The 21,915-nt window shown below is 65.7% G+C and carries 24 protein-coding genes and 1 pseudogene; 15 read left to right on the top strand and 10 right to left on the bottom strand.

What is annotated here, in order from left to right; translation table 11 throughout:
• Nucleotides 1–13: 13 nt before the first annotated feature.
• From WHH00_RS15945 to WHH00_RS15920, 6 genes are all read left to right on the top strand, one after another.
• Entirely contained in the window at nt 14–1,075 is a 1,062-nt protein-coding gene (locus WHH00_RS15945; protein WP_406634275.1) for a M14 family zinc carboxypeptidase, read from the top strand.
• A gap of 260 nt (nt 1,076–1,335) precedes the next feature.
• Nucleotides 1,336–2,625, top strand: coding sequence for an adenylosuccinate synthase (locus tag WHH00_RS15940; RefSeq protein ID WP_406634273.1), 1,290 nt, complete (start codon nt 1,336–1,338; stop codon nt 2,623–2,625).
• Nucleotides 2,626–2,829: 204 nt separating this feature from the next.
• The gene (locus WHH00_RS15935) at nt 2,830–3,192 is read left to right on the top strand and encodes a YegP family protein (RefSeq protein ID WP_406634271.1); all 363 of its coding nucleotides are present in this window, start codon (nt 2,830–2,832) and stop codon (nt 3,190–3,192) included.
• A 292-nt stretch (nt 3,193–3,484) separates the two neighbouring features.
• Nucleotides 3,485–4,033: an RNA polymerase sigma factor gene (locus tag WHH00_RS15930; RefSeq protein ID WP_406634269.1), complete on the top strand. Its 549-nt coding sequence runs from the start codon at nt 3,485–3,487 to the stop codon at nt 4,031–4,033.
• Nucleotides 4,030–4,905 (top strand): hypothetical protein, encoded by an 876-nt coding sequence (locus WHH00_RS15925; protein ID WP_406634267.1) that lies wholly within the window; start codon nt 4,030–4,032, stop codon nt 4,903–4,905. Before WHH00_RS15930 ends, WHH00_RS15925 begins: the two co-directional genes overlap by 4 nt.
• A gap of 69 nt (nt 4,906–4,974) precedes the next feature.
• On the top strand, nt 4,975–5,400 hold the full coding sequence (locus tag WHH00_RS15920; RefSeq protein WP_066273609.1) for a CoA-binding protein: 426 nt from the start codon (nt 4,975–4,977) through the stop codon (nt 5,398–5,400).
• Nucleotides 5,401–5,413: 13 nt separating this feature from the next.
• Here WHH00_RS15920 and WHH00_RS15915 read toward each other — a convergent pair whose 3' ends face one another.
• Nucleotides 5,414–6,442 carry an isopenicillin N synthase family dioxygenase gene (locus tag WHH00_RS15915; RefSeq protein WP_406634264.1) on the bottom strand — a complete coding sequence of 343 codons (1,029 nt, stop codon included), beginning with the start codon at nt 6,440–6,442 and terminating at the stop codon, nt 5,414–5,416.
• A 45-nt stretch (nt 6,443–6,487) separates the two neighbouring features.
• Between WHH00_RS15915 and WHH00_RS15910 the strand changes: the two genes are divergently transcribed.
• The 5 genes and pseudogenes from WHH00_RS15910 (at nt 6,488) to WHH00_RS15890 (ending at nt 9,185) form a co-directional block, all read left to right on the top strand.
• The gene (locus WHH00_RS15910) at nt 6,488–6,895 is read left to right on the top strand and encodes an MmcQ/YjbR family DNA-binding protein (protein WP_350000833.1); all 408 of its coding nucleotides are present in this window, start codon (nt 6,488–6,490) and stop codon (nt 6,893–6,895) included.
• Nucleotides 6,888–7,442 carry a DUF1990 family protein gene (locus WHH00_RS15905; RefSeq protein WP_406634262.1) on the top strand — a complete coding sequence of 185 codons (555 nt, stop codon included), beginning with the start codon at nt 6,888–6,890 and terminating at the stop codon, nt 7,440–7,442. The genes WHH00_RS15910 and WHH00_RS15905 overlap by 8 nt, the downstream gene beginning before the upstream one ends.
• Nucleotides 7,439–7,756: a putative quinol monooxygenase gene (locus WHH00_RS15900; RefSeq protein ID WP_231455482.1), complete on the top strand. Its 318-nt coding sequence runs from the start codon at nt 7,439–7,441 to the stop codon at nt 7,754–7,756. Before WHH00_RS15905 ends, WHH00_RS15900 begins: the two co-directional genes overlap by 4 nt.
• A 75-nt stretch (nt 7,757–7,831) precedes the next feature.
• Nucleotides 7,832–8,124: pseudogene (locus tag WHH00_RS15895) on the top strand (DUF503 domain-containing protein).
• Nucleotides 8,125–8,582: 458 nt separating this feature from the next.
• Entirely contained in the window at nt 8,583–9,185 is a 603-nt protein-coding gene (locus WHH00_RS15890; protein ID WP_406634260.1) for a hypothetical protein, read from the top strand.
• A 124-nt stretch (nt 9,186–9,309) separates the two neighbouring features.
• On the opposite strand, the gene purL is transcribed toward WHH00_RS15890, so the two are convergent.
• From purL to purS, 3 genes are read right to left on the bottom strand one after another with little or no spacing between them, the layout of a single operon-like run.
• Nucleotides 9,310–11,619, bottom strand: coding sequence for a phosphoribosylformylglycinamidine synthase subunit PurL (purL, locus tag WHH00_RS15885; RefSeq protein ID WP_406634258.1), 2,310 nt, complete (start codon nt 11,617–11,619; stop codon nt 9,310–9,312).
• On the bottom strand, nt 11,616–12,392 hold the full coding sequence (purQ, locus tag WHH00_RS15880; protein ID WP_406634256.1) for a phosphoribosylformylglycinamidine synthase subunit PurQ: 777 nt from the start codon (nt 12,390–12,392) through the stop codon (nt 11,616–11,618). Before purQ ends, purL begins: the two co-directional genes overlap by 4 nt.
• A gap of 1 nt (nt 12,393) precedes the next feature.
• Nucleotides 12,394–12,645, bottom strand: coding sequence for a phosphoribosylformylglycinamidine synthase subunit PurS (purS, locus tag WHH00_RS15875; protein WP_045730009.1), 252 nt, complete (start codon nt 12,643–12,645; stop codon nt 12,394–12,396).
• Between the two features lie 302 nt (nt 12,646–12,947).
• Here purS and WHH00_RS15870 point away from each other — a divergent pair, with 302 nt between their 5' ends.
• Together WHH00_RS15870 and WHH00_RS15865 are read left to right on the top strand one after the other, a co-directional pair.
• A complete protein-coding gene (locus tag WHH00_RS15870) occupies nt 12,948–13,133 on the top strand; it encodes a hypothetical protein (RefSeq protein WP_231455478.1) in 186 nt (61 codons plus the stop codon).
• 367 nt (nt 13,134–13,500) lie between these two features.
• Nucleotides 13,501–16,545, top strand: coding sequence for a S8 family serine peptidase (locus WHH00_RS15865; RefSeq protein WP_406638642.1), 3,045 nt, complete (start codon nt 13,501–13,503; stop codon nt 16,543–16,545).
• 76 nt (nt 16,546–16,621) lie between these two features.
• Here the strand turns inward: WHH00_RS15865 and WHH00_RS15860 are convergent, their stop codons facing one another.
• The 4 genes from WHH00_RS15860 to WHH00_RS15845 are packed head-to-tail and all read right to left on the bottom strand — an operon-like array spanning nt 16,622 to nt 18,941.
• A complete protein-coding gene (locus tag WHH00_RS15860) occupies nt 16,622–16,969 on the bottom strand; it encodes a serine protease inhibitor (protein WP_350000823.1) in 348 nt (115 codons plus the stop codon).
• A complete protein-coding gene (locus tag WHH00_RS15855) occupies nt 16,966–17,904 on the bottom strand; it encodes a 3-methyladenine DNA glycosylase (RefSeq protein WP_406634253.1) in 939 nt (312 codons plus the stop codon). Before WHH00_RS15855 ends, WHH00_RS15860 begins: the two co-directional genes overlap by 4 nt.
• On the bottom strand, nt 17,876–18,448 hold the full coding sequence (locus tag WHH00_RS15850) for an SSI family serine proteinase inhibitor (protein ID WP_406634251.1): 573 nt from the start codon (nt 18,446–18,448) through the stop codon (nt 17,876–17,878). The genes WHH00_RS15855 and WHH00_RS15850 overlap by 29 nt, the downstream gene beginning before the upstream one ends.
• Nucleotides 18,449–18,452: 4 nt before the next feature.
• The gene (locus tag WHH00_RS15845; protein WP_406634249.1) at nt 18,453–18,941 is read right to left on the bottom strand and encodes a MarR family winged helix-turn-helix transcriptional regulator; all 489 of its coding nucleotides are present in this window, start codon (nt 18,939–18,941) and stop codon (nt 18,453–18,455) included.
• Between the two features lie 77 nt (nt 18,942–19,018).
• Here WHH00_RS15845 and WHH00_RS15840 point away from each other — a divergent pair, with 77 nt between their 5' ends.
• Together WHH00_RS15840 and WHH00_RS15835 are read left to right on the top strand one after the other, a co-directional pair.
• Nucleotides 19,019–19,261, top strand: coding sequence for a hypothetical protein (locus WHH00_RS15840; protein WP_350000817.1), 243 nt, complete (start codon nt 19,019–19,021; stop codon nt 19,259–19,261).
• 121 nt (nt 19,262–19,382) lie between these two features.
• The gene (locus WHH00_RS15835) at nt 19,383–19,598 is read left to right on the top strand and encodes a hypothetical protein (protein ID WP_350000815.1); all 216 of its coding nucleotides are present in this window, start codon (nt 19,383–19,385) and stop codon (nt 19,596–19,598) included.
• A 96-nt stretch (nt 19,599–19,694) separates the two neighbouring features.
• Here WHH00_RS15835 and WHH00_RS15830 read toward each other — a convergent pair whose 3' ends face one another.
• Nucleotides 19,695–21,053, bottom strand: a complete 1,359-nt coding sequence (locus WHH00_RS15830) for an aspartate kinase (protein WP_231455472.1) — start codon at nt 21,051–21,053, stop codon at nt 19,695–19,697.
• Nucleotides 21,054–21,310: 257 nt separating this feature from the next.
• Complete coding sequence (recR, locus tag WHH00_RS15825) at nt 21,311–21,910, bottom strand: recombination mediator RecR (protein WP_231455471.1); 600 nt, start codon at nt 21,908–21,910, stop codon at nt 21,311–21,313.
• Nucleotides 21,911–21,915 lie beyond the last annotated feature (5 nt).

Here is a 21,915-nt window from a genome sequence, read left to right as displayed (position 1 = left end):
GAGGTACCGCACCGTGAGAAAAACCCTGGCAACCTTCAGGACCCTGGCACTAACGGGAGCCCTGGCACTGGCAGCAGTGACCGTCCCGGCACCGGCCCTCGCCGTGGGCGAAGGCCCCAACTATGACGGCAACGGCCAGATCACCACGTCGAAGCTTGCCACGTACGACCAGATGGTTGAGTTCCTCAAGGACCAGGACGCCCGCCAGCCCGCCATGGAGCTGGAAGTCATCGGCCAGACGGTCAAGGGCCGCGACATTCACCTGGTCAAGTACATTTCGGACCCGGCCAAGCCCACCATCCTCTACCTGACGCAGCAGCACGGCAACGAACAGCTCACCACCGAAGGCGCCCTGGAATTCGTCAAGCACCTCGGCACGGGCAAGTCAGGGGGCATCCTTGGCGGAGTTAACATCCTGGTTGTTCCCATGCTCAACGCCGACGGTGCCATGGGGGACGTGAACTTCTCCCTGGACGATTACCTGGCCAAAGGCGACCGCAACATGACCCGCTACAACGCCGAAGGCGTGGACCTCAACCGGGACCACGTGGCCAAGGTCCAGCCCGAAACCCAGGCCCTGCACAACAACGTGATGCGCAAGTACCAGGTGGACTACATGATTGACCTCCACCACCAGGGCACGCGCAGCGAACGCGACGGAAAGCTGGTTTCCGGCTCCATCCTGTACCCCACCACGCCCAACGCCGATCCGGCAGTGGTGGAGAAGTCCAAGCAACTGGGTGCCGTGGTCTTCGACAATGTCGACTCCACCGGCTGGGGCCACCTGGGCAAGTACGTGGGCGGCAGCGCCGAAACCATCAGCCGCAACGGCATTGCCGTGGAGTACGGCATTGCGACGCTGCTCTTTGAGATGCGCGGCATGTCCGACCACTACCTTGACGGCTATGCGCTGGGGCTGCGGAGCAACGGCTACCTGATCAAGCAGACGGTCACCACCCTGACCGCCACCGCCGCCGCCATCGCTGACGGTTCAATCGCCGACGCCGACACCTCCTTCTGGGACAGTCTTGCCACCCAGACGTCCCGGCCGGGAGAGGAAGCCGACGACGAGTAGCAGCACCCGCTGACGGCCCGCCGCGGTTCCGTCCTGCACCAGCCCCCGGGCTGCAGGAAGGGGCCGCGGCGGACCAACGAGTGGACAAAGTCGCCCATCGGCTAAACTTGGGTGGTAAGGGCCCCGGAACTCTTGCGTCGCTGTGCCTCCTTCGGACCAGTGGCAGCCGGTACATTCGGGGCATTCTCATGAACGGCGCTGCGCAGGACCGCCACAGTGTGGCCGGAACCGGGCAGCCCGAACGAATGGGGGAGGATCCCATGCCAGCAATCGTGATCGTAGGAGCCCAGTGGGGCGACGAAGGAAAAGGCAAGGCCACCGACCTGCTCGGCGGCCGTGTTGACTACGTCGTCAAGCCGAACGGCGGCAACAACGCCGGGCACACCGTCGTCGTAGGCGGTGAAAAGTACGAACTCAAACTGCTGCCGGCAGGTATTCTCAGCCCCAACGCGGTGCCCATCATCGGCAACGGCTGCGTGGTCAACCTAGAGGCCCTCTTCCAGGAAATTGAGGGCCTGCAGGCCCGCGGCGCCGACACCTCAAAGCTCCGTGTCTCCGCCAACGCCCACCTGGTGGCCCCGTACCACCAGGTCCTGGACAAGGTCACCGAGCGCTTCCTGGGCAGCCGCGCCATCGGCACCACCGGCCGCGGCATCGGCCCGGCCTACATGGACAAGGTGGCCAGGCTGGGCATCCGCGTGCAGGACGTCTTTGACGAATCCATCCTGCGGCAGAAGGTGGAAGGCTCCCTCCGCCAGAAGAACGAACTCCTGGTCAAGGTCTACAACCGCCGCAGCGTGGTGGTGGACGAGATCGTGGACTACTTCCTGTCCTTCGCCGACCGGCTCCGCCCGCTGGTCATCGACAGCACCCTGGTACTGAACACTGCCCTGGACGAGGGCAAGGTGGTCCTGATGGAAGGCGGCCAGGCAACGTTCCTGGACGTGGACCACGGCACTTACCCGTTCGTGACCTCCTCCAACCCCACCGCCGGCGGCGCGTCCGTTGGCTCGGGCATCGGGCCCACCCGCATTTCGCGCTCCATCGGCATCATCAAGGCCTACACCACCCGCGTTGGTGCCGGGCCGTTTCCCACGGAACTCTTTGACGAGATGGGCATGTACCTGCAGAAGACCGGCGGCGAGTTCGGCGTCAACACCGGCCGGCCGCGCCGCTGCGGCTGGTACGACGCCGTCCTGGCACGGCACGCCTCGCGGGTCAACGGCTTCACGGACTACTTCGTCACCAAGCTGGACGTGCTCACCGGCATCGAGCAGATCCCGGTCTGCGTGGCCTACGACGTGGACGGCGTCCGGCACGACGAAATGCCCATGACGCAGACCGAATTCCACCACGCCGTACCGATTTTCGAGTACTTCGAAGGCTGGACCGAGGACATCACAGGCGCCCGCGCACTTGCGGATCTCCCGGAGAACGCACGCAACTACGTCCTGGCACTCGAGAAGCTGTCCGGGACACGCTTCTCCGCCATTGGCGTGGGCCCGGACCGGGACCAGACCATCGTGGTGAACGACCTCATCAACGACTGACCGGTCCGCAACCGGCGGCCAAAAAAGGCCAAGCATTTTCGACGGCGGCGGGGCACCCTTGCAAGAGTGTCCCGCCGCTTTTGTGCGCCCGGTGGAAGCGCCTTGCGGCAATTTACACAGGGTTAACGTGGGTGGTCTTGTGAGGCTGCCGGGAAGCCAGCAAGACTCGTCTGTACACCCTGTGACTGCGAGGAAGGACTTGCCATGGCCGGGAAATTCGAGGCATTTGTGGACTCTGATTCGTCTTTCAGGTTCCGGCTCCTGGCCCCTGACGGCGCAGTCATGGCTGTCTCCGGCCCCTACCCGAACAAGGCCGCCCTTGCTGCCGGCATAGCCGCCGTCCGGGAGTGCGCCGGCACCGGCCTGGTCACCGATCTTTGTCCTGCCGGTGTTGCCGCCCGGCCGGCCCCTGCCCACGTCCCTGCGCCGGCGGAGGAACCGGCCACGGCCGCCGCACGAACGGAATGTGAGGACCAGCGCGTCCCCGCCGGAGGGCACACGTTCGTTTTCGCCAAGGGACTGCGCCGCCAAGGCACCCGGCCCCGCTGGACTGCCGCCGCCCGCTGAGCCGGGCAAAAAGTTTTCAAAAGTTTTTCCGTCCAGGCGTAACCCTTTGCGTGCCCCCAGCGATTACCCCTATGTAGCGCCGGCCTGGAACTTGTCCCCCATCACGTTCCAGGCCGGCTCTTTCACTTTCCGACGGCAGGGGCAGCTGCCAGGTCGGACCGGCAGCAAACGCGTGGCGGTCCCGGGCGGTGGTTACTGGGCGGTAAAGTGATGCACGGAAAAGGCGTTCCGCAGGCCGGGCGGCTTTCCTCTTCGCAGACACCCCCAATCTTTGACCGAAAGCCCCACGTCCGTGACTGATGCCCTGACAGACGAGGCCCTGGATGGCCCCGCCGGGACAGCAGCGTTCAGCGTTGTCTACCGGACGTATGCAGCACAAGTCCTGGGCTATTTGACGGCCCGGGGAGTCGAGGATCCGGAGGCGGCCATGCAGGAAGTGTTCCTCTCCGTCCTGCCGCGTCTTGGATCGGTGCACGGGGGAGACGCCGGGCTCCGCACTTTCATTTTTTCGGTGGCGCACGCCCGCATGGTGGACGACCACCGCCGCCAAAGCCGCTCTCCCGCCAGGCTCCCGTTTGAACCCGAACTGGACCAGCGCGAAGATTCGTCGGCTGAAACGGAAGCGCTGGAACGGATAGCGCCGCAGGAGGTCCTTGGCCTGCTGGATGCGCTGCCGCAGGACCAGCGCGAGGTACTGGCCCTTCGCCTCGTGGCCGGGCTTACCGTGGAGCAGTCTGCCGAAGCCATGGGCAAGAGCGAGGGCGCCGTGAAGCAGCTGCAGCGCCGGGCGCTCCTGAAACTGCGCGAACTTGCGGACGTGAAGGAATACCTGAAGCCATGACACCACAAACGCACCACACAGCGGTCGCGGTGGAGGAGATGCTCCTCGATGCCGGCATGGGCCGGGACGCGGACCTGCGCCGGGACCTCCTGGCCGTGGGCTCTTTGGCGGACCTGCCCGTGCCGGAACCCACGGGTCAGCTCGCTGCCCTGCTGGCCGCCGGTACCCGCGGGGTGCCCGCGAACGTCCCGCACAGCAGCGCCACGGAGAGCGCCCCGGGCGACGAACTCGGACGGCGCCGCCGGCTGCGTACGCACCGGCCTACCGTCGTCGGGCTTGCCCTGGTGGCGGGCATGGGGATGGGTGTGGGCACCGTGGCGGCCAGCTCCACCGGTCCTGCCCACACCGGCACCACCTCCGTCCAGCAGCTGCTCGAAGACTGGTCGCCGTCCTGGACCATCCGCACGCCCCAGGCCGCCGCACCCGGACCACTTCAGGACGGCATCGACGACGCTGCCGTCCGGCAGGATCGCAGCGGGCCGGCAGGCGGCAGCGATACCCCCGGCGGCGAACCGCCGGTGACGCAGCAGACCGTGGAGGGGTCCGGGCAGGCACCAGCCTTCCAGCCCCCCGGCCGGGGCCGGGAAGAACCCGGAGACGTTCCTGCGGCTGACGGACGGGACCGGACGGGTGAACCGGAAAGTCACGGCCACGCACCTGAGCAGGAGGTGGAGGCAATGATGGAACGGACAGGCGTGCCCGACTCCGGGACCAGCAACGCCGCCGATGCGGAAAAGCCAGGGCAAGGGCCAGGCGACGATTCTGGCTTGCCGAAAGAAACCGCACAGGGAGCAAAAGGGCAGGGAGCCGGCCCTGCCGCCGGAGGAAAACCGGTCCCCGGTGCCAAGTGGCTGGACAAGTTCGTCCGCTAGGTGTTTCGCCCAAGTGCCCTGCCTGGCGGGGTTCACGCTGACGGCGTTCCCTCCGCGTAGGCTGAACCCATGGGCCACACGAACGATCCTGCAGTCATAGAACGCCTGATGCGCACCAAGGGACGCTGGGCCATCGTCGGCCTGAGCACCAACGAATGGCGTGCAGCCTACGACACCTCGCTGTTCATCCGGGACCGGATGGGCATGGAAATCATCCCCGTCAACCTGCCCGGTGACCCCGTCCACGGCGAACCCGGTTACCGCAGCCTCCTGGACATCCCGGCCGCCAAGCAGCCCATCGACGTCGTGGACTGCTTTGTGAATTCCCACAAAGTGGGGGACGTCGTGGACCAGGCGATCGCGGTGGGCGCGAAAGCCGTATGGATGCAGCTGGGAGTCGTTGATGAGGCTGCGGCCAAGCGGGCCAAAGAAGCGGGACTGGACGTGGTGATGGACAGCTGTCCCGCCCAGCAGGCCTGGAAGTTCAACCTCTGACAGGCTTTCAGCCTCAGCGCTTCAGCAGCTCCGGATAGTGCCGCTCGGTGACATCCGGGTGGGCCCGCATCCTGCCTTTGAGCATGTTCATCCCAAATGAGGCCAGCAGGGGGTTGGCCGGGTCATCCGTGATTCCCCTCGCCGCTGCCTTCAGCTCCGGCGGCAGCGGCACCGGCTCGATCACCGCATCCAGCCTTGGGGACCAGAAAAACGGAACGGAGTACCGGTCCACCCCCGGCGGCGGTGCCTGCACCCGGTGGATGGTTGCCGCCAGGTAGCCTTCCGTGGCCACTTCAAGCATTTCACCCAGGTTCACCACCAGTGCCCCCGGGATGGGTTCCACCGGAACCCATCCCGCCGCTCCGGGCGGCAGGACCTCCAGGCCGCCTACGTCGTCCTGAAGCAGCAGCGTGACGAATCCGTAGTCCGCGTGCGATCCCACCCCCTGGTCTCCGGCGGCCTCCACCACGCCGCCTACGTAGTGAACCAGCTTGCCCATCCATGCCGGTGACCCCCGGAACGGCTCGTCGAAGTAGTCCTCTGGCAGCTGAAGGGAAACAGCAATGCCCCTGAGCAGCTCCATCCCCACCCTGGACATCAGTTCGGCCCAGGCCATGGCCACCGGGCGAAGCTCGGGGAACGATGCGTCAGGCCAGAGGTTGGGGCCCTGCAGCAGCCAGAACGGCTGGTCCTCCGGATAATCCGTGACAGGCTGCCGCTCCGGCGAGTAGTCGATCTGTTCCCGGGCGTCCGCCCTTCCCTGGGTAACCTCGGTGCCCATCCGGGTGTAGCCGCGGAAATGCGGCGACAACCGGTTATCCAGCTTCAGCCGTTCCTCGAGTGGAAGGCTGAAGAAGCGCCTGATGGTGTCCAAAAGCTGTTCCGGTTGGCCTGGGGCCGCACCGTAACCGGTCACTTGGAAGAAGCCCACGTTGTGCGTGGCGTACCGCAACTGCCCGATGAAATCCGGGCTGAAGGACCCGTCAGCCTGCCGGGCCGTGCCCAGGTCCAGAACAGGTATGGACCCCTGATCGCGTGCCATCCTCGCAGACTAGCACCGGAGGCGATGGCTTTATAGGCTTCGTGGATGGACCCAGACGCACTGCGGAAAGTTTGCCTCTCCTTCCCCGGCGCGTACGAGGATTATCCCTTCGGGCCGGAGACCGCCGTCTTCAAGGTAAGCGCCGGCGGTTCCCAGAACCAGGGCAAGGTTTTTGCCTTGTCATCGATGAGCCCGGACGGATACGTGAACCTCAAGTGCGAGCCGGGCCTGGCGGTGCAGCTCCGCGCCGCGCACCCTGAAATCACGGGGGCGTGGCACATGAACAAGACCCATTGGAACGGTGTCCGGCTGGATGGGGGACTTCCCGACGACATGGTCAGGGACATGGTGGAGGACTCCTACGACCTCGTGGTGGCAGGCCTGGGCAGGAAACAGCAGGAGCAGCTGGGATGGGCGCGGCTGAGCGGATCGGCAGGTGGAGCACGTGGCTGAGAAAAGGCTGGCCGCGAGCGGGCTCAACTATCCCGGGATTGGCAGCACCGAACGGGGCACCGCCCCGGCAGGGTACCCGCGTGTCCTGGAGGAAACGTTTCTGGGCACGGGCATGGAGGTGTACCGGCGGGTGGCTGCAGGCATCCTGGGTTGGGAACTGCAGCGGCGGGCAGGGCTCCGCGTCGGTGCCGATTCACCCGTGGCGGTGCCGGGAGCGCGGGTGGTCAGCGGCTTCGGCGCGGGGCCTTTCCGGCTGAACGCACCCTGCGAGGTCGTGTGGGTCCGCGAACCTGCGCCCGGGGGGATGCCGCAGTCAGCAGGATTCGGCTACGGCACGCTGCCCGGGCATCCGGCCCGGGGCGAGGAATCCTTCGAAGTGGAGATCAACGGCCGCGGGGAAGTGTTCCTGCGGATCCAGGCGTTCAGCAAACCAGCCAACTGGTTCTACGCTGCCGGCGGACTGGTCACCCGTGCCGCGCAGCGCCACGTGACGTCCCGGTACATTGAAGGGGCACGCACTCTCGCCTCGGAAGGAATGCCCACGTGATCTTCATTGTCGTCAAGTTCAAGGTCAAGCCCGACTGGTCGGAGCGTTGGCTCGACCTGGTGGCCGACTTCACCCAGGCCACGCGGCAGGAACCGGGAAACCTGTGGTTCGACTGGTCCCGCAGCGTGGACGATCCCAACGAGTTCGTCCTGGTTGAAGCTTTCAAGGACGACGCCGCCGGCGACCACGTCAACAGCGCCCACTTCAAGCAGGCCATGGCGGACATGCCCCAGGCCCTGGCCGAGACACCCAGGATCATCAGCCGCCAGCTCGACGGCGAAGGCTGGGACCGGATGGGCGAACTGACCATCTGAGCCCATCGATTGCTCCGTACCTGCCGTTTTGAACGCCCTAAACGACAGTTACGGAGCACTCGATAGCATGAAGGCATGTGGATCGGCTGGATCGAATTCGACATCCTCCTGGGCGACGTTCAAAGCCTGAAGGAAAAGCGCTCCGTGGTCAGGCCGCTGCTCGCCGAGATCAGGCGGCGGTTCGACGTCTCCGTTGCCGAGGTGGGGGACCACGACCAGTACCGGCGTTCGCAGGTGGGTGCGGCCTGGTGGCGGCCGACCGAGCCCACCTCGTGGAGGTGCTGGACGCCGTCGAGCGTTTTGTGGCAGCCAGGCCGGAGTTCGAACTCCTCAGTGCCCGGCAGCGTGACCACCACAGCGAGGACTAACCGCTCATCCATTGCTCCGTACTTGTCGTTTTCACCCGCGAAAACGACAAGTACGGAGCAATCGATGATGGGTGTGGATAACTTCTGCGGTCTTTGCCCGATTCTGGTCTCATGGACCGATGAAGACGCCTCGCCCGTTGCCGGACGAACTCCGGACCCGCCCCTTCACCATTGCAGATGCGGCCCTAGCCGGGGTCTCCCCACGGCGCTGGCGGCACGGTTCGTTGGAACGCCATGGCAGGGGCGTCCGCATGGAATATACGACGGCGGACCTCCCTTTGAGTGCCAGGGTGCGGCCTTTCATTGAGGTCAACGAGCGATGCGCCGCATCGCACCTCACTGCGGCGGAGCTCCTTGTCCTGCCGCGACGCCAGCAGAAAGGGGGCCCGGAAATGTTCCATATCATCAGGCCCGAGGGTGCGGCCCACCTCAACAGGCCCCATGTCATAGTGCACAGAATGAAGCTCTACAGCGACGAAGTCACCACGGTCGATGGAATTCCTGTCACCACCCCGGAGCGCACGTGGCTTGATATGGCAGAGATGCTGACCCTGGACGAGCTCGTGGTCATGGGGGACAGCTGCGTCCGGGTGCCGCGGGAGGCTTTTGAGGAAAGGGACGTGCCCCTGTGCAGCATTGCTGACCTTCAGCGCATGATCGACAGGCACAAGGGAAAGCGCGGACTGCGGAAAGCCAAGGAAGCCATCAAGCTGGTCCGCATTGGCTCCGACTCGCCCCAGGAAACGCTGCTCCGTCTGGCAATAGTACGGGCCGCGATGCCGGAGCCCGAGCTGAACGTTTCCATCATCTCTGAAGACGGGACACGGCACCACGAGCCGGACCTCTCCTACCGCAAGTACCGGATCGGGATCGAATACGAAGGCGAACACCACGGTGAAGCAGGACAGATTGTGCGGGACATAGACCGGTCGGAGCGCTACGCCGCCCTGGGCTGGACCGAAGTCCGGATATCCAAACGCCATATGCTCAACGACGCCAAGTCTGCTGTCATGAAGGTGCGCAGTGCGCTGGTCCAGGCCGGCTGGCGGCGGGGTGGTTAATAATCGATTGCTCCGCACTTGTCGTTCTGAGAGGTCAAAACGACCGGTACGGAGCAATCGATGGGTGGGCCCACGCCGCCAGGGTTCCCTGGCCGAGCTTGCGAGGCGAGGGTGGTGGTGGGGACTAGCCGAAGTACTTCGGCAGGGTCCCTTCGTGTGCTGCGCGGAGGGCGTCCAGGGACAGGCTCTCCACGCCGTTGATCTCCAGGGTGCCGCTGGCCGCATCCACCACGCCAATGCGGGTGTGGGCGAAGCCGCGGGCGGTGCACATGTCCGTGAAGCGGATTTCCTCGGAGCGGGGCACGCCAACAATGGCACGGCCCTGGGACTCGGAGAAGAGCGCCGTGAACAGGTCCACACCGTCCCGGTCCAGGACATCCTGCAGTGCGATCCGGGCACCCACGCCGTACCGCAGCGAGGACTCTACCAGCGCTGCGGCGAGGCCACCCTCGGAGAGGTCGTGCGCCGAGTCGATCATGCCGTCGCGTGAGGCGTTGATCAGGATCTCGCCCAGCGCGCGCTCGGCCTCAAGGTCAACCTTGGGCGGCTGCCCGCCGAGGTGGCCGCGCATGTTGGCCCATTCGGAACCGTCCAGTTCAGCGCCGGTGGTGCCCAGCAGGTAGATCGCCTGGCCGTCCTCGCGCCAGCCCGACGGCGTGCGGCGGGCAACGTCGTCGAGCTTGCCCAGAACTGCCACCACAGGGGAGGGGTGGATGGGCGTGGTGCCCGTCTGGTTGTACAGCGAGACGTTGCCGCCGGTGACCGGAATGCCCAGCACCATGCACGCGTCGGACAGGCCGCGGATGGCTTCGGCGAGCTGCCACATGACGTCCGGATCCTCGGGGGAACCGAAGTTCAGGCAGTCGCTGACGGCCATGGGCACGGCGCCGGAGCTGGCCACGTTGCGGTAGGCCTCGGCCAGGGCCAGCTGCGCGCCGTGGTACGGGTCCAGGTAGGTGTAGCGGCCGTTGGCGTCGGTGGCCAGGGCAACGCCGAGGCCGGTTTCCTCGTCGACGCGGACCACGCCGGCGTCGTCGGGGAAGGCCATGGCGGTGTTGCCGCCCACGTAGCGGTCGTACTGGTTGGTGATCCAGTCCTTGGAGCACATGTTCGGCGATGCCACCAGTTCGGTGACGGCCTTGGCCAGTTCCCCGGGCGCGGCCGGGCGGCCCGCGTCCTGGACGGAACCGGTGAAGGTGTCGGCCTGGACGGCGTCCTGCCACTCGGGCCGGGCGTACGGACGGTCATAGACGGGGCCGTCGTGTGCCACGGTGCGGGGATCGACGTCGACAATCACGTCGCCTTCCCAGGTGATGATCAGGCGGCCGGTGTCCGTCACCTCGCCCAGCCACGAGTACTCCACAGCCCACTTGTCCATGACGGCCTCGAACTCCTTGACGTTCTCCGGCGTGACAACGGCCATCATGCGTTCCTGCGACTCGGACATCAGGATCTCGCCCGGGGTGAGGGTGGGGTCGCGCAGCAGGACGGACGTCAGCTCAACCTGCATGCCGCCGTCGCCGTTGGAGGCCAGCTCAGACGTGGCGCAGGAGATGCCGGCGGCGCCCAGGTCCTGGATGCCTTCCACCAGTGAACCCTTGAACAGTTCCAGGCAGCACTCGATCAGGACCTTCTCGGCGAAGGGATCGCCTACCTGCACAGCGGGGCGCTTGGAGGGCTTGGTGTCGTCGAAGGACTCGGATGCGAGCACGGAGGCGCCGCCGATGCCGTCGCCGCCGGTGCGGGCACCGAAGAGGACCACCTTGTTGCCCTTGCCGGAGGCGTTGGCCAGGCGGATGTCCTCATGGCGCATGACGCCCACGGCCAGGGCGTTGACCAGCGGATTGCCCTGGTAGACGGAGTCGAACACCATTTCGCCGCCGATGTTCGGCAGGCCAAGGGAGTTGCCGTAGCCGCCGATGCCCGCGACGGCGCCGTGCATGACGCGTGCGGTGTCCGGGTGGTCGATGGCGCCGAAACGCAATGGATCCATCACGGCAACGGGGCGGGCGCCCATGGAGATGATGTCGCGGACAATGCCGCCGATGCCGGTCGCGGCGCCCTGGTAGGGCTCAACGAACGACGGCGAGTTGTGCGATTCGATCTTGAAGGTCACGGCCCAGCCGTCCCCGAGGTTGGTCACGCCGGCGTTTTCGCCGATGCCCACCAGCATGTCCTTCTTCATTTCCTCAGTGACCTTCTGGCCGAACTGGCGCAGGTGGTTCTTGGAGGACTTGTAGGAGCAGTGCTCGCTCCACATGACGGAGTACATGGCCAGCTCGGCGCCGGTGGGGCGCCGGCCCAGGACCTTGACGATCTCGTCGAATTCGTTCTGCTTCAGGCCCAGTTCAGCCCAGGGAAGCTCCGTGTCCGGAGTCTTCGCAGCATGCTCGACGGTGTCGATGTTGAACTTCTTGGTGGTTTCCGTGGTCACTTGGCGCCTCCCACAATCTTGTTCAGGACGGAGGTGAAGAAGCCCAGGCCGTCGGTGTCGGACCCGCCGATGCCATCGAGCGATTCGGGGCCGAAGCCAACTTCCACGGCATGCTCGGGGTGCGGCATGAGGCCCACCACGTTGCCGGCGGCGTTGGAGATGCCGGCGATGTCCCGGCGGGAGCCGTTCGGGTTGAAGCCCACGTAGCGGAACACCACGCGGCCCTCGGCCTCAAGGGCGTCCAGGGTCTTGTCGTCGGCGATGTACTGGCCGTCCTGGTTCTTCAGCGGGATGGTGATCTCCTGTCCCGCCTCGTAGTCCAGGGTCCAGGCGGTGTTGCTGTTCTCAACGCGCAGGACCTGGTCGCGGCACATGAACTTCAAGTGGTCGTTCTTGATCATGGACCCAGGCAGCAGGTGCGACTCGGTGAGGATCTGGAAGCCGTTGCAGATACCGAGCACCGGCAGCCTGGCGTCCGAGTTGGCGGCGTCGATGATTTTGGTCATCAGCGGGGCGAAGCGTGCGATGGCACCGGCGCGGAGGTAGTCACCGTAGGAGAACCCGCCGGGAATCACCACGGCGTCCACGTCGCCGAGCTCGGTGTCTGCGTGCCAGAGTTCGACGGCGGTGCCGCCGGCGAGGCGGACGGCGCGGGCGGCGTCGCGGTCATCAAGGGTGCCGGGGAACGTGACGACGCCGATCCGGGCGCCGGCGAGCCTCCGGGCGCCGGAGGCGTCGGCGGGTGCTTCGCCGATCAGGGGAAGTTCAGTCATGTCAGGCCTCGACGACCTCGACGTTGACGACGTCCTCGATCACCGGGTTGGACAGGAGGGTTTCCGCGGCATTCCGGGCCTGGGCCAGGATTTCCTCGGTCACCTCGCCATCGACCGTCAGTTCGAAACGCTTGCCCTGGCGGACAGAGCTGAAGCTGGTGAAGCCCAGGCGGGGGAGAGCGCCGACGATCGCCTTCCCCTGCGGGTCCAGAATCTCGGGCTTGGGCATGACGTCAACAACGATCCGGGGCATCCGGTAACTCCTGTGCGTGAGCTTGGGTAAGGGCGCAGCGGAGTGGTGCCGTCTCACGCCGTTCCGGGCCTGGGACACGTTGACTTGAACAGTTCAGGCCGTGAGTTCAGACAATGCGTTCAGACATGAGGACGGGCGCTCCGCGAGCTTGCTCGTCCATTCTACCGGCCGAAGGGCCGCAGCCTGTATTCGGCTGGTTCCGGCAGGACAGCCGCAGGAAGCCGGCTTGCCGTACGCCTGGCGGAGGAGCTTTCCGGCCCGGTGCTGTGGAGTTGGACGGGCGGCTTCACTAGGATTGCTGGATGGCTGAAAATTCGAAATCCGTGCTGTTGCCCATGGTCGCCGCCGCAGTGTTCGCGGGGCTGGGCCGCATGGTGTTCCAAAAGATCAAAGCCGACCGTTTCGCCCGGGAGAACAGGGTGGCGGGGCCGGTGGACGAAAAGACCCGGCAGTGGATCAGCGACGTCGTCCGCACACCACGCCAGTAGCGGCGGGCGCTGGCCTTCCCGCGTTTCAAGGGCGTCTTCCCGGGCGCCCTTTTTCGTGCCCATTTTCCCTGCCTTTCAGCTGCAGGCGGCGCCAGGGTGCCCGGTGTATGACTGGCGGAAATTTCCATTTTGTGTCCTATGTCATATTCAGCTATCAGTCTGTACTCTGTGAATCGGCTGGTCTCACGAAATGACAAGATCTGTAACTTCGCGTGCCATGCCGAGTCGTTTCGGGCCCCCACCCTGGCTGGGCCGGTACATCGTGAAAGGTTTGCATGTGAGATCTACTGGAAAGAGCCCCACGCGGGGCGGGGGATTCCGGAAGGCAGCGGCGCTTGCCGTGGGCTTGCCGCTCATCCTCACCTCGATGGCCATCACCCCCGCCACCGCGGCGCCGGCTGGACAGGACAAGGCAGTGACTGCCGCGGAAAACGCAGCCGCCGAGTTCAAGGACGGCCGCTACATTGTTGTCCTGGCGGGGGCGGCAGCGGCCGCCTATGAAGGGGAAACGCCCGGACTGGGGGCGACAAAACCCAACAATGGGCGGAAGCTGGATGCCGGCAGCGCCAACTACAGGGCCTACGATGCACACCTCCGCAAGCAGCAGCGGGAGGTTGCTGCCAGCCAGGGCGTAACCCCGGCCAAGCAGTACACCGCCGCCCTGAACGGCTTCGCGGCAGAACTCACTGCCGCCCAGGCCATGGAGCTGTCCAAAGACGACCGCGTGCTGGTTGTAGCCCCGGACGTGGAGAACGCCCCGGATTACACCACCACCGACTTCCTGAAGCTGACCGGCCCCGACGGGGTCTGGGCCACGCAGTTCGGCGGCGAAGCGAACGCCGGCAAGGGCGTGGTGGTGGGCGTCATCGACTCCGGCTACGCCCCGGACAACCCGTTCCTGCAGGGCGAGCCGGTCCAGCCGCTAAGCGGGCCTGCCCAGGTAGGCGTTCCCTACCGCACCGCCGAGGGCCGGATTGCCATGCTCAAGGCTGACGGCACCACCTTCGAAGGTGAATGCCAGAAGGGCCAGGGAACGGGGGCCTCCTTCGACGGCTCCCTGTGCAACTCCAAGGTCATCGGAGCCCGGTACTTCGCCGATACCTTCCTGCAGTATGTTGCCCCCGGGAACCGGGCGCCCGAGGAACTCATCTCGCCGGTCGACGTCGGAAGCCACGGAACACACACCGCCACCACGGCCGCCGGCAACGCCAACGTGGAGCAGGTGATCGACGGCTCAAGCTTCGGCAAGAGCTCCGGCGTTGCCCCCGCCGCCAAGGTCTCGGTGTACAAAGTCTGCTGGGAAGACACCAACCCCGATACCGGAGGCTGCTACTCCTCGGCGTCCGTCGAGGCAGTGGAAGCCGCCATCAAAGACGGCGTGGACGTCCTGAACTACTCCATCTCGGGCAATAACAACAACACCACCGACCCCGTAGCGCTGGCGTTCCTCAACGCCGCAGCTGCAGGCGTGTTCGTCTCCGCATCAGCCGGCAACTCCGGCCCCACCGCGTCCACTGTCAACCATGCCTCGCCGTGGCTGACCACGGTTGCCGCATCGACGTTCCCCAGCGACCTACTGGGCACCGTCAAGGTTTCGGACGGATCGCTGTACCGCGGAGCCTCCATCATGAAGTCGGAAGTGGCTGATACGCCTGTTGTGGTTGTGGTTGCGGCTGCGGCCGCAGCGGCGGGAGTAACCAATGCCAACCTTTGCGGCCCCGGCAGCCTGGATGCGGCCAAGGTGGCAGGCAAGGTTGTAGTCTGCGACCGCGGCGTGGTGGACAGGACTGCCAAGAGCCAGGAAGTCCAGGACAAGGGCGGCGTCGGCATGGTCCTGGTGAACCTCACCAGCAGCTCCGAAGACGCCGACAACCATGTGCTGCCCACCGTGCATGTCAATGCGCCCAAGAGCCTGGAACTGAAGTCCAAGCTGGAAGCAAACCCCGCTTTGACCGTCAGCCTGGTCAAGGGCGACCTGACCGGTGAACCGCCGGCCCCGGCGCCGCAGATCGCCGGCTTCTCCTCCCGTGGCCCCACCCTCGCCGCCGGCGGAGACCTGCTGAAACCGGACATCGCCGCGCCGGGCGTCAACGTCCTGGCGGGTGTATCCGCCATCGGCAACAACGGCGACCAGTTCGGCTTCATGTCGGGCACCTCCATGGCGGCCCCGCATATTGCAGGATTCGGCGCCCTGGTCCTCAGCAAGCAGCCCAGCTGGTCTCCCGCCATGGTGAAATCAGCCATGATGACCACCGCCTACCCGCTGGTCAACGCCGACGGCTCGCCCAACACCGACCCGTTCCAGGGCGGCGCCGGCCACATCGACTCAATCCGGGTCCTGGATCCGGGCCTGGTCTACAACTCCGGCATCAAGGACTGGCTGGGCTTCCTCAACGGCCAGGGTGTGGACACCGGCGCACCGCAGGCCGGCACCATCGCCGCCCGTGACCTGAACGTTCCGTCCGTTGCGCTTGGCAGCCTGGTGGGAGAAGTCCAGGTCAAGCGCCAGCTGACGGCACTGGTTCCGGGCATGTACCGGCCGGAGGTCAACATGCCCGGCTTCGACATCCAGGTGGAGCCGAAATCGCTGAACTTCGCCAAGGCCGGACAGACCCGCGAGGTCACCCTGACCATCCGGAACGCCAGCGCTCCGGTGGGCAAGTTCAGCACGGGCACCCTCACCTGGAAGGGCCCCCGCACTGTCAGCTCGCCTATCGCCGTCCGGCCCGTGGATGCACAGATCGCTCCGTCCTTCTCCTTCAGCTCGGCCACGGGCAGTGGGAGCGGCACGATGGAACTGGTGTCAGGTTCGGACAGCCCGATCAACGTGGGTGTAGAGGGCCTGGCGCCGCTGAGCCAGACCGCCATCACCAAGACTCCCGGTGAGTACGCGCCCCGGAACGACGACCACAACGCGCTCCTGCGGGTGACAGTTCCGGAAGGGGCGTCCTTTGCCCGCCTGGGCGTCCAGGCGGAGTCGGATGACGTCGACTGGGACATGGTGGTTTACGCGCCCAACGGTTCGGGCGGGCTGACAGCCACCCAGGTGGCGACGGCCTCCGCCAGCGAGTTCCTGGACCTGGAGTCTCCCCGCGCAGGAACGTACTACGTCGCGGTCAACCTGTACTCCACTCCGGACAACGGGCCGGCCAGCGCCTCCGTGCAGGCCGTGACGTTCGCCGGGGACGCGGGCAACCTCACCGTGGAACCCAACCCGATCGTGGCTCCCAATGGAACCGCCACCTCGGCCACTGTGTCCTGGACCGGTCTGTCCGAGGGCGCCTACCTTTCCCGGCTAAGCCTGGGCGGCAACGGCATCAGGACCTGGGTCAACGTCCAGGTGGGTTCTGCGCCTGTTGCCCCGTCCGGAGCCCCGCAGGTGGCGCTCGCAGACGCCGTACCCGCGGTGTAGCAGCCTGACGGCATAGAAAAAAGACAGGATCCCGGGCGGTTGAACCGCCCGGGATCCTGTCTTTTGCTCTCAGGGCTCAGGTGGCGCCGGATGCCCCGCCCCTGCCGCCGAGCAAAGGGGCCATGGCATTCCAGCGCGAGATTTCGCAGCCATCCGTGCGCGAGAACATGGAATCGACGGTGCGCCCATGGAAAGCGCCCGTGACCACAGCCACCTGGGGCCCGCCGTACTGCTGGGTGCAGAGCCGGGGTGGCCCAGGCTTGGGAAAGAAGACGTTCTCGCCGTACTTTTCCACGGCTGCCAGGGCCGCATCAGGGTCCGGCAGGGTGGTGGAGGGCTGGACGCGGCCGCCGTCGGCTACCAGCCGGAAGACGTGTTCGACGGCGTCAGGATCTTCCCGGAGCCTGACGGTCAGGTCGATCATGCCGGAACCGTCCTGGACAATACGTCCAGCTCAACGGCCAATCTCTCCCTGAGTGCTGCAGCTTCGGCGGCGAAGGAGCGCTGGTGCTCCACATACTCGGCCTTGCCCCGCGGCGTCTCGATGGGAATGGCGGGATAGCCCCACTCGGCGAGATCGTAGGGCGATGCCTGCATGTCCATGGCGCGGATCCGCCAGGACAGCTCGAAGCAGTCCATCACCAGTTCGCTGGGCAGGGCCGGCAGCAGCTTGTAGGCCCACTTGTACAGATCCATGTTGGCGTGGAGGCAGCCGGGCTGTTCGAGGCGGCGCTGGCTCTCCCGGCTCGGCGCCAATTCATTCAGCGGGACGGCGTCCGGCGTGTAGAAGCGGAACGCGTCGAAGTGGGTGCAGCGGATCCGGTTGTCCTCCACCACCTTGTCCGTGCCGGCTGATCCCAACCGCAGCTGCAGGTACTCGTGGCGGAGGTCGAACCTGTCCTGGTGGTACACCATGGCCCATTCGTGGAGCCCGAAGCAGCCGAACTGGGCGGGGCGGGCCGCAGTTCCGCGCAGGATGATCTCCGCGAAGGCGAGTGCCTCGCTCCGGTCGGCAAGAAAGGCATCCCGGTCAAAGGTGACCGCGGTGCTCCCTTCCGGAAGCCCCAGGAAGGCAAGTTCGCCGTCGTCGAGCATTCGGTAGTGCTTCCAGCCCTGGCGCCCGACCGCTTCCGCACCCAGCAGGACATGCCCGGCGCCGGGGTGCCACCGGCGCAGCTGGCCCGGCTTCTGGGTGTAGTAGGTGAAGAGGAAGTCTTCCACCGGATGTTTCTTGCCGGCTGACCTTCGCGCCAGGTAGGGGTCCGCGTAGCGGCTGACGCGCAGCTGGTGGGCCTTTTCCCGCTCCTGCCATTCGTCCGCCGCGAGGAGCCTAAGCTCCACCGGCAACACCCAGGACATCCCTCGCAGCATCCCAGGCACTTATTTCACAGCCATTGGTGCGCGAAAACGCCGTGTCAACGGAGACGCCGTCCACAACTCCCGTCACTGTGGCTTCCTGCGGGCCGCCCCACTGCTGTGTGCAGGCTTGTGCGGTTCCCGGAGTGTGCGGACCCAGCATCCCTGCGTTTTCCTTCAACGCCGAGCAGGCTGCATCCGCGCCGGGATGCACGCTCTCGGCGGCAGGGACCCCATCAACGCAGACCAGGGTGTAGCTCGCTTCGGGTTCTCCCTCGGCTGCGGTGACGATGATGGACAGTTCGGCATTGCCCTGGCCGGGACCGGAGGGTGCAGGCGAAGTTTCGGGAGCCGGTGCGGGGACGGAGGTTTCGGCGTCGGCGGACGGGCTGGCGGTGGGATCGGCGGTGGCGGAGGCTGTGGGCGTTGCGGAAGGTTCGCCGGAAGGGCTCCCGCCGCCCTGTTCGGGGGAGCACGCCGGGATCAGCGTTGCCGCCAGCAGCAGGGCGAGCGCCGTCTTCCTCATGGACCGTGGCCTGTCCGTCATCCCATCATTCTACTGCTGGTATTGGATCTGTCTCCTGGCCGGAGGTGGCCGCAATCAGCCCCATCATGGAGGTATGCAGTTCGGCCACCTGTGCGCGGGTCAACCCCAGGCGTTCCATCATGGTTCCCGGGACTTTGAGCGCCTCCTGCCGCAGCGCGGCGCCTTCGGCGGTCAATTCGACGGCCAGCGCGCGCTCGTTGCCGTCCACCCGCCGTCGCGTTATCAGGCCGGCAGCCTCAAGCCGGCGGAGCAGCGGCGAGATGGTGGCGGGTTCCTGGGCGAGGGCATCGCTGATGTTCCGGACGGTGCGCGGACTCGCTTCCCACAGGCACAGCATCACCAGGTACTGCGGGTGGGTGAGGTTGAGTTTCTCGAGGACGGGCTTGTAGGCGCCCACAACGCTGCGGGCAGCCACTGTAAGGGCGAAGCACAGCTGATGCTCCAGGAGCAGGTCTTCCTCCTGCCCGGTGTCGATACCGGCTGCCGTGGCCATGTCTCCTCCAATTGTTAGTGCACTAACTATTAGCGTACACTTCAGCTAGGAATCATGTCAGATAAGGAGCCGGTTTCATGGGTAAGGGCAACTCAGCAGGCGAGGAGAACGCCTCGCAGCGTTTCATGCGGGCCACCGGCAGGCTTCGGGCAATTTTTGGTCCGGCCAACCGCTCTTCCCTGGCCCACGACATGACGGAGGAAAACCGGAGGCTGCTGGCCCAGCGCGAAGCGGAGACCCAGCAGTGGGAGACCGTTACCCGGCCTGACGGCAGCACCTATGTCGTGCCCCGTAACCCGGAAGACAAGTCGCTGCGCTGAGCCTGCCAAAGTCGGGTACGGGCGGGAGCCTTTTCCTGCCCGCAGGCATAAAATAAGGGCACTGGCTCCAGCAGGAGGCAGGAGCTCTTTCCCCCGGACAGCCGGGAAGGGGGTGGAAACAGTGGCACATGTAGTCGACAGGTTCATGAGCCTGACCGACAGGCTCCGGTTCTTCTTTGGGCCGGCCACGCGGCTGGACTCCGAGTCGCCGGTGGTACACAAACACGACGCTTTCGAACAGGCCTCAGAAGAGGAACTCTCGCACTTCGTTGTGGAAACCGATGCTGCCGGCCATCACTACGCCGTACGCCGTGAAGACCTCGAAAAGCAAGGCTGATGGGGCTCCGGTCCCACCGGCATTCCCCTAGGCAGCACCAAAAAAGCCGGGCCCTTTTCCGGATGGACGGAAAAGGGCCCGGCTTTTCGCTGTCTCCTAGCGGCCGGTGCCGCCGTAGACGGTGGCTTCGTTTTCGCTGTCCAGGTCGAAGGCCTTGTGGATGACGCGGACGGCCTCATCCAGCAGGTCCGCGTGGGTTACAACGGAGATACGGATCTCGGAGGTGGAGATCATGTTGATGTTGATGCCGGCGTCGGAGAGGGCTTTGAAGAACGTCGCTGATACACCCGGGTGGGAGCGCATGCCCGCCCCGATCAGGGACAGCTTGCCGATCTGCTCGTTGTACTCAATGCTCTCGAACCCGATCTGGTCCTGCGCTGCATGGAGGGCCGCCAGTGCGTCGGCGCCTTCCACGATGGGAAGCGTGAAGGAAATGTCAGTCCGGCCCGTACCGTGGGTGGAGACGTTCTGCACGATCATGTCGATGTTCGAGTGGGCGTCGGCGATGACCTGGAAGATCGCTGCGGCCTTGCCGGGAATGTCCGGAACGCCCACAACGGTGACCTTGGCTTCGGAACGGTCGTGCGCAACGCCGGAGATGATTGGCTGCTCCAAGGCAACTCCCTCTTGTGTGGTGATCTTGTCTTCGGCGCTGGGGATGACCCAGGTGCCTTCGTGCTGGCTGAATGAGGAACGGACGTGCAGGGGAACGCCGAACCGGCGGGCGTACTCCACGCAGCGCAGGTGCAGGATCTTGGCGCCCGACGCTGCGAGCTCGAGCATCTCCTCGCTGGAAATCCGCTCGATCTTCTGGGCGGAGGGCACAACGCGGGGATCAGCGGTGTAGATGCCGTCCACATCCGTGTAGATCTCGCAGACGTCCGCTTCCAGCGCAGCGGCCAGGGCCACGGCAGTGGTGTCTGAACCGCCACGGCCCAGGGTGGTGATCTCATTGGTGGCGCGGCTCATGCCCTGGAAGCCGGCAACGATCGCGATGTTGCCCTTGTCCAGTGCGGTGCGGATCCGGTGGGGGTCGACGTCGATGATCCGGGCCTTGCCGTGGATGCCATCGGTGATCATGCCGGCCTGGGAACCGGTGAAGGACTGCGCGGAGGCGCCCAGCTTGTTGATGGCCATGGCCAGGAGCGCCATGGAGATGCGCTCGCCCGCGGACAGCAGCATGTCCATCTCGCGGGCCGGGGCGGAGTCCGTCACCTGCCCCGCAAGGTCCAGGAGTTCGTCCGTGGTATCACCCATGGCCGAGACAACAACCACAACTTCGTTGCCCGCCGTCTGTGCGTCCACCACCCGTTTAGCAACCCGCTTGATGCCGTCCGCGTCCGCTACGGAAGACCCGCCGAATTTCTGCACGATGAGCTGCTTGGTCACCGCACGGCCGGCAGGCGGCTCCTGCTGCTGCGTTGCGTTGTGCACTTCGGTAGTGGGCGTACTCATGCGCGTACCTTCACTGAATCAATTGGAATCCGGCCAGACAGCCTTAACGCTGTGCTGGCCCTGACGCTGGGAACTAACGCCGTCCATGGCGCGACTTCTTCCCCCAGTTTATCGCCGCCCGCTGCCCGGGGTTGAATTGTGACCATTTTCAGCCCGGGATGCAGCCCCTGGAAGGAACAGGCGCGCGTGCCCAGAGCGCAGCCAGGGTCCGAAATGGCGCTGCGGGCCCAGTCCGTGTTGTGCCGCGGTGTGCCCGGTCAGGCCAGGGCGTTGCGGCGGCCCTCGAAGGCGCGTCCCAGGGTAACTTCGTCCGCGTACTCCAAGTCCCCGCCAACGGGTAGGCCCGAGGCGAGGCGGGTCACTGTGATCCCGATGGTCTTGAGCATGCGCGCCAGGTAGGTGGCGGTGGCTTCACCCTCAAGATTGGGGTCCGTGGCGATGATGACTTCCTGGATGGCGCCGTCGTTGAGCCGGGTCAGCAGCTCGCGGATCCGGAGCTGTTCAGGTCCGACGCCCGCGATGGGATTGATGGCACCGCCCAGCACGTGGTACCGGCCCCGGAACGACCGCGTCCGCTCCACGGCCAGCACATCCTTCGATTCCTCCACGACGCAAATCACGGCCGGATCCCGCCGCGGATCCCGGCAAATATTGCAGAGTTCCTGCTCAGTGACGTTGCCGCAGACCGAGCAGAACTTGACCCTTTCCTTGACGGTGGTGATCGCCTCAACCAGCCGCTTCATATCCTGGGGGTCAGCCTCAAGAATGTGGAACGCGAGCCGCTGGGCGGACTTGGGACCCACCCCCGGAAGGCGTCCGAGCTCGTCAATCAGCTCCTGGACAGCACCTTCGTACACGTTTC

The sequence above is a fragment of the Pseudarthrobacter quantipunctorum genome, from assembly GCF_045291495.1.
GTDB lineage: Bacteria > Actinomycetota > Actinomycetes > Actinomycetales > Micrococcaceae > Arthrobacter > Arthrobacter quantipunctorum.
This window is presented reverse-complemented; position numbering and strand designations above follow the sequence as displayed.

Excerpts from the sequence above, each read along its gene's own strand:
- WHH00_RS15940 (WP_406634273.1), top strand. The coding sequence starts at position 1,336 with ATGCCAGCAATCGTGATCGTAGGAGCCCAGTGGGGCGACGAAGGAAAA.
- WHH00_RS15935 (WP_406634271.1), top strand. The coding sequence starts at position 2,830 with ATGGCCGGGAAATTCGAGGCATTTGTGGACTCTGATTCGTCTTTCAGG.
- WHH00_RS15925 (WP_406634267.1), top strand. The coding sequence starts at position 4,030 with ATGACACCACAAACGCACCACACAGCGGTCGCGGTGGAGGAGATGCTC.
- WHH00_RS15920 (WP_066273609.1), top strand. The coding sequence starts at position 4,975 with ATGGGCCACACGAACGATCCTGCAGTCATAGAACGCCTGATGCGCACC.
- WHH00_RS15915 (WP_406634264.1), bottom strand. The coding sequence starts at position 6,442 with ATGGCACGCGATCAGGGGTCCATACCTGTTCTGGACCTGGGCACGGCC.
- WHH00_RS15910 (WP_350000833.1), top strand. The coding sequence starts at position 6,488 with ATGGACCCAGACGCACTGCGGAAAGTTTGCCTCTCCTTCCCCGGCGCG.
- WHH00_RS15890 (WP_406634260.1), top strand. The coding sequence starts at position 8,583 with ATGAAGCTCTACAGCGACGAAGTCACCACGGTCGATGGAATTCCTGTC.
- purQ (WP_406634256.1), bottom strand. The coding sequence starts at position 12,392 with ATGACTGAACTTCCCCTGATCGGCGAAGCACCCGCCGACGCCTCCGGC.
- purS (WP_045730009.1), bottom strand. The coding sequence starts at position 12,645 with ATGCCCCGGATCGTTGTTGACGTCATGCCCAAGCCCGAGATTCTGGAC.
- WHH00_RS15870 (WP_231455478.1), top strand. The coding sequence starts at position 12,948 with ATGGCTGAAAATTCGAAATCCGTGCTGTTGCCCATGGTCGCCGCCGCA.
- WHH00_RS15865 (WP_406638642.1), top strand. The coding sequence starts at position 13,501 with ATGGCCATCACCCCCGCCACCGCGGCGCCGGCTGGACAGGACAAGGCA.
- WHH00_RS15860 (WP_350000823.1), bottom strand. The coding sequence starts at position 16,969 with ATGATCGACCTGACCGTCAGGCTCCGGGAAGATCCTGACGCCGTCGAA.
- WHH00_RS15855 (WP_406634253.1), bottom strand. The coding sequence starts at position 17,904 with ATGTCCTGGGTGTTGCCGGTGGAGCTTAGGCTCCTCGCGGCGGACGAA.
- WHH00_RS15850 (WP_406634251.1), bottom strand. The coding sequence starts at position 18,448 with ATGACGGACAGGCCACGGTCCATGAGGAAGACGGCGCTCGCCCTGCTG.
- WHH00_RS15845 (WP_406634249.1), bottom strand. The coding sequence starts at position 18,941 with ATGGCCACGGCAGCCGGTATCGACACCGGGCAGGAGGAAGACCTGCTC.
- WHH00_RS15840 (WP_350000817.1), top strand. The coding sequence starts at position 19,019 with ATGGGTAAGGGCAACTCAGCAGGCGAGGAGAACGCCTCGCAGCGTTTC.
- WHH00_RS15830 (WP_231455472.1), bottom strand. The coding sequence starts at position 21,053 with ATGAGTACGCCCACTACCGAAGTGCACAACGCAACGCAGCAGCAGGAG.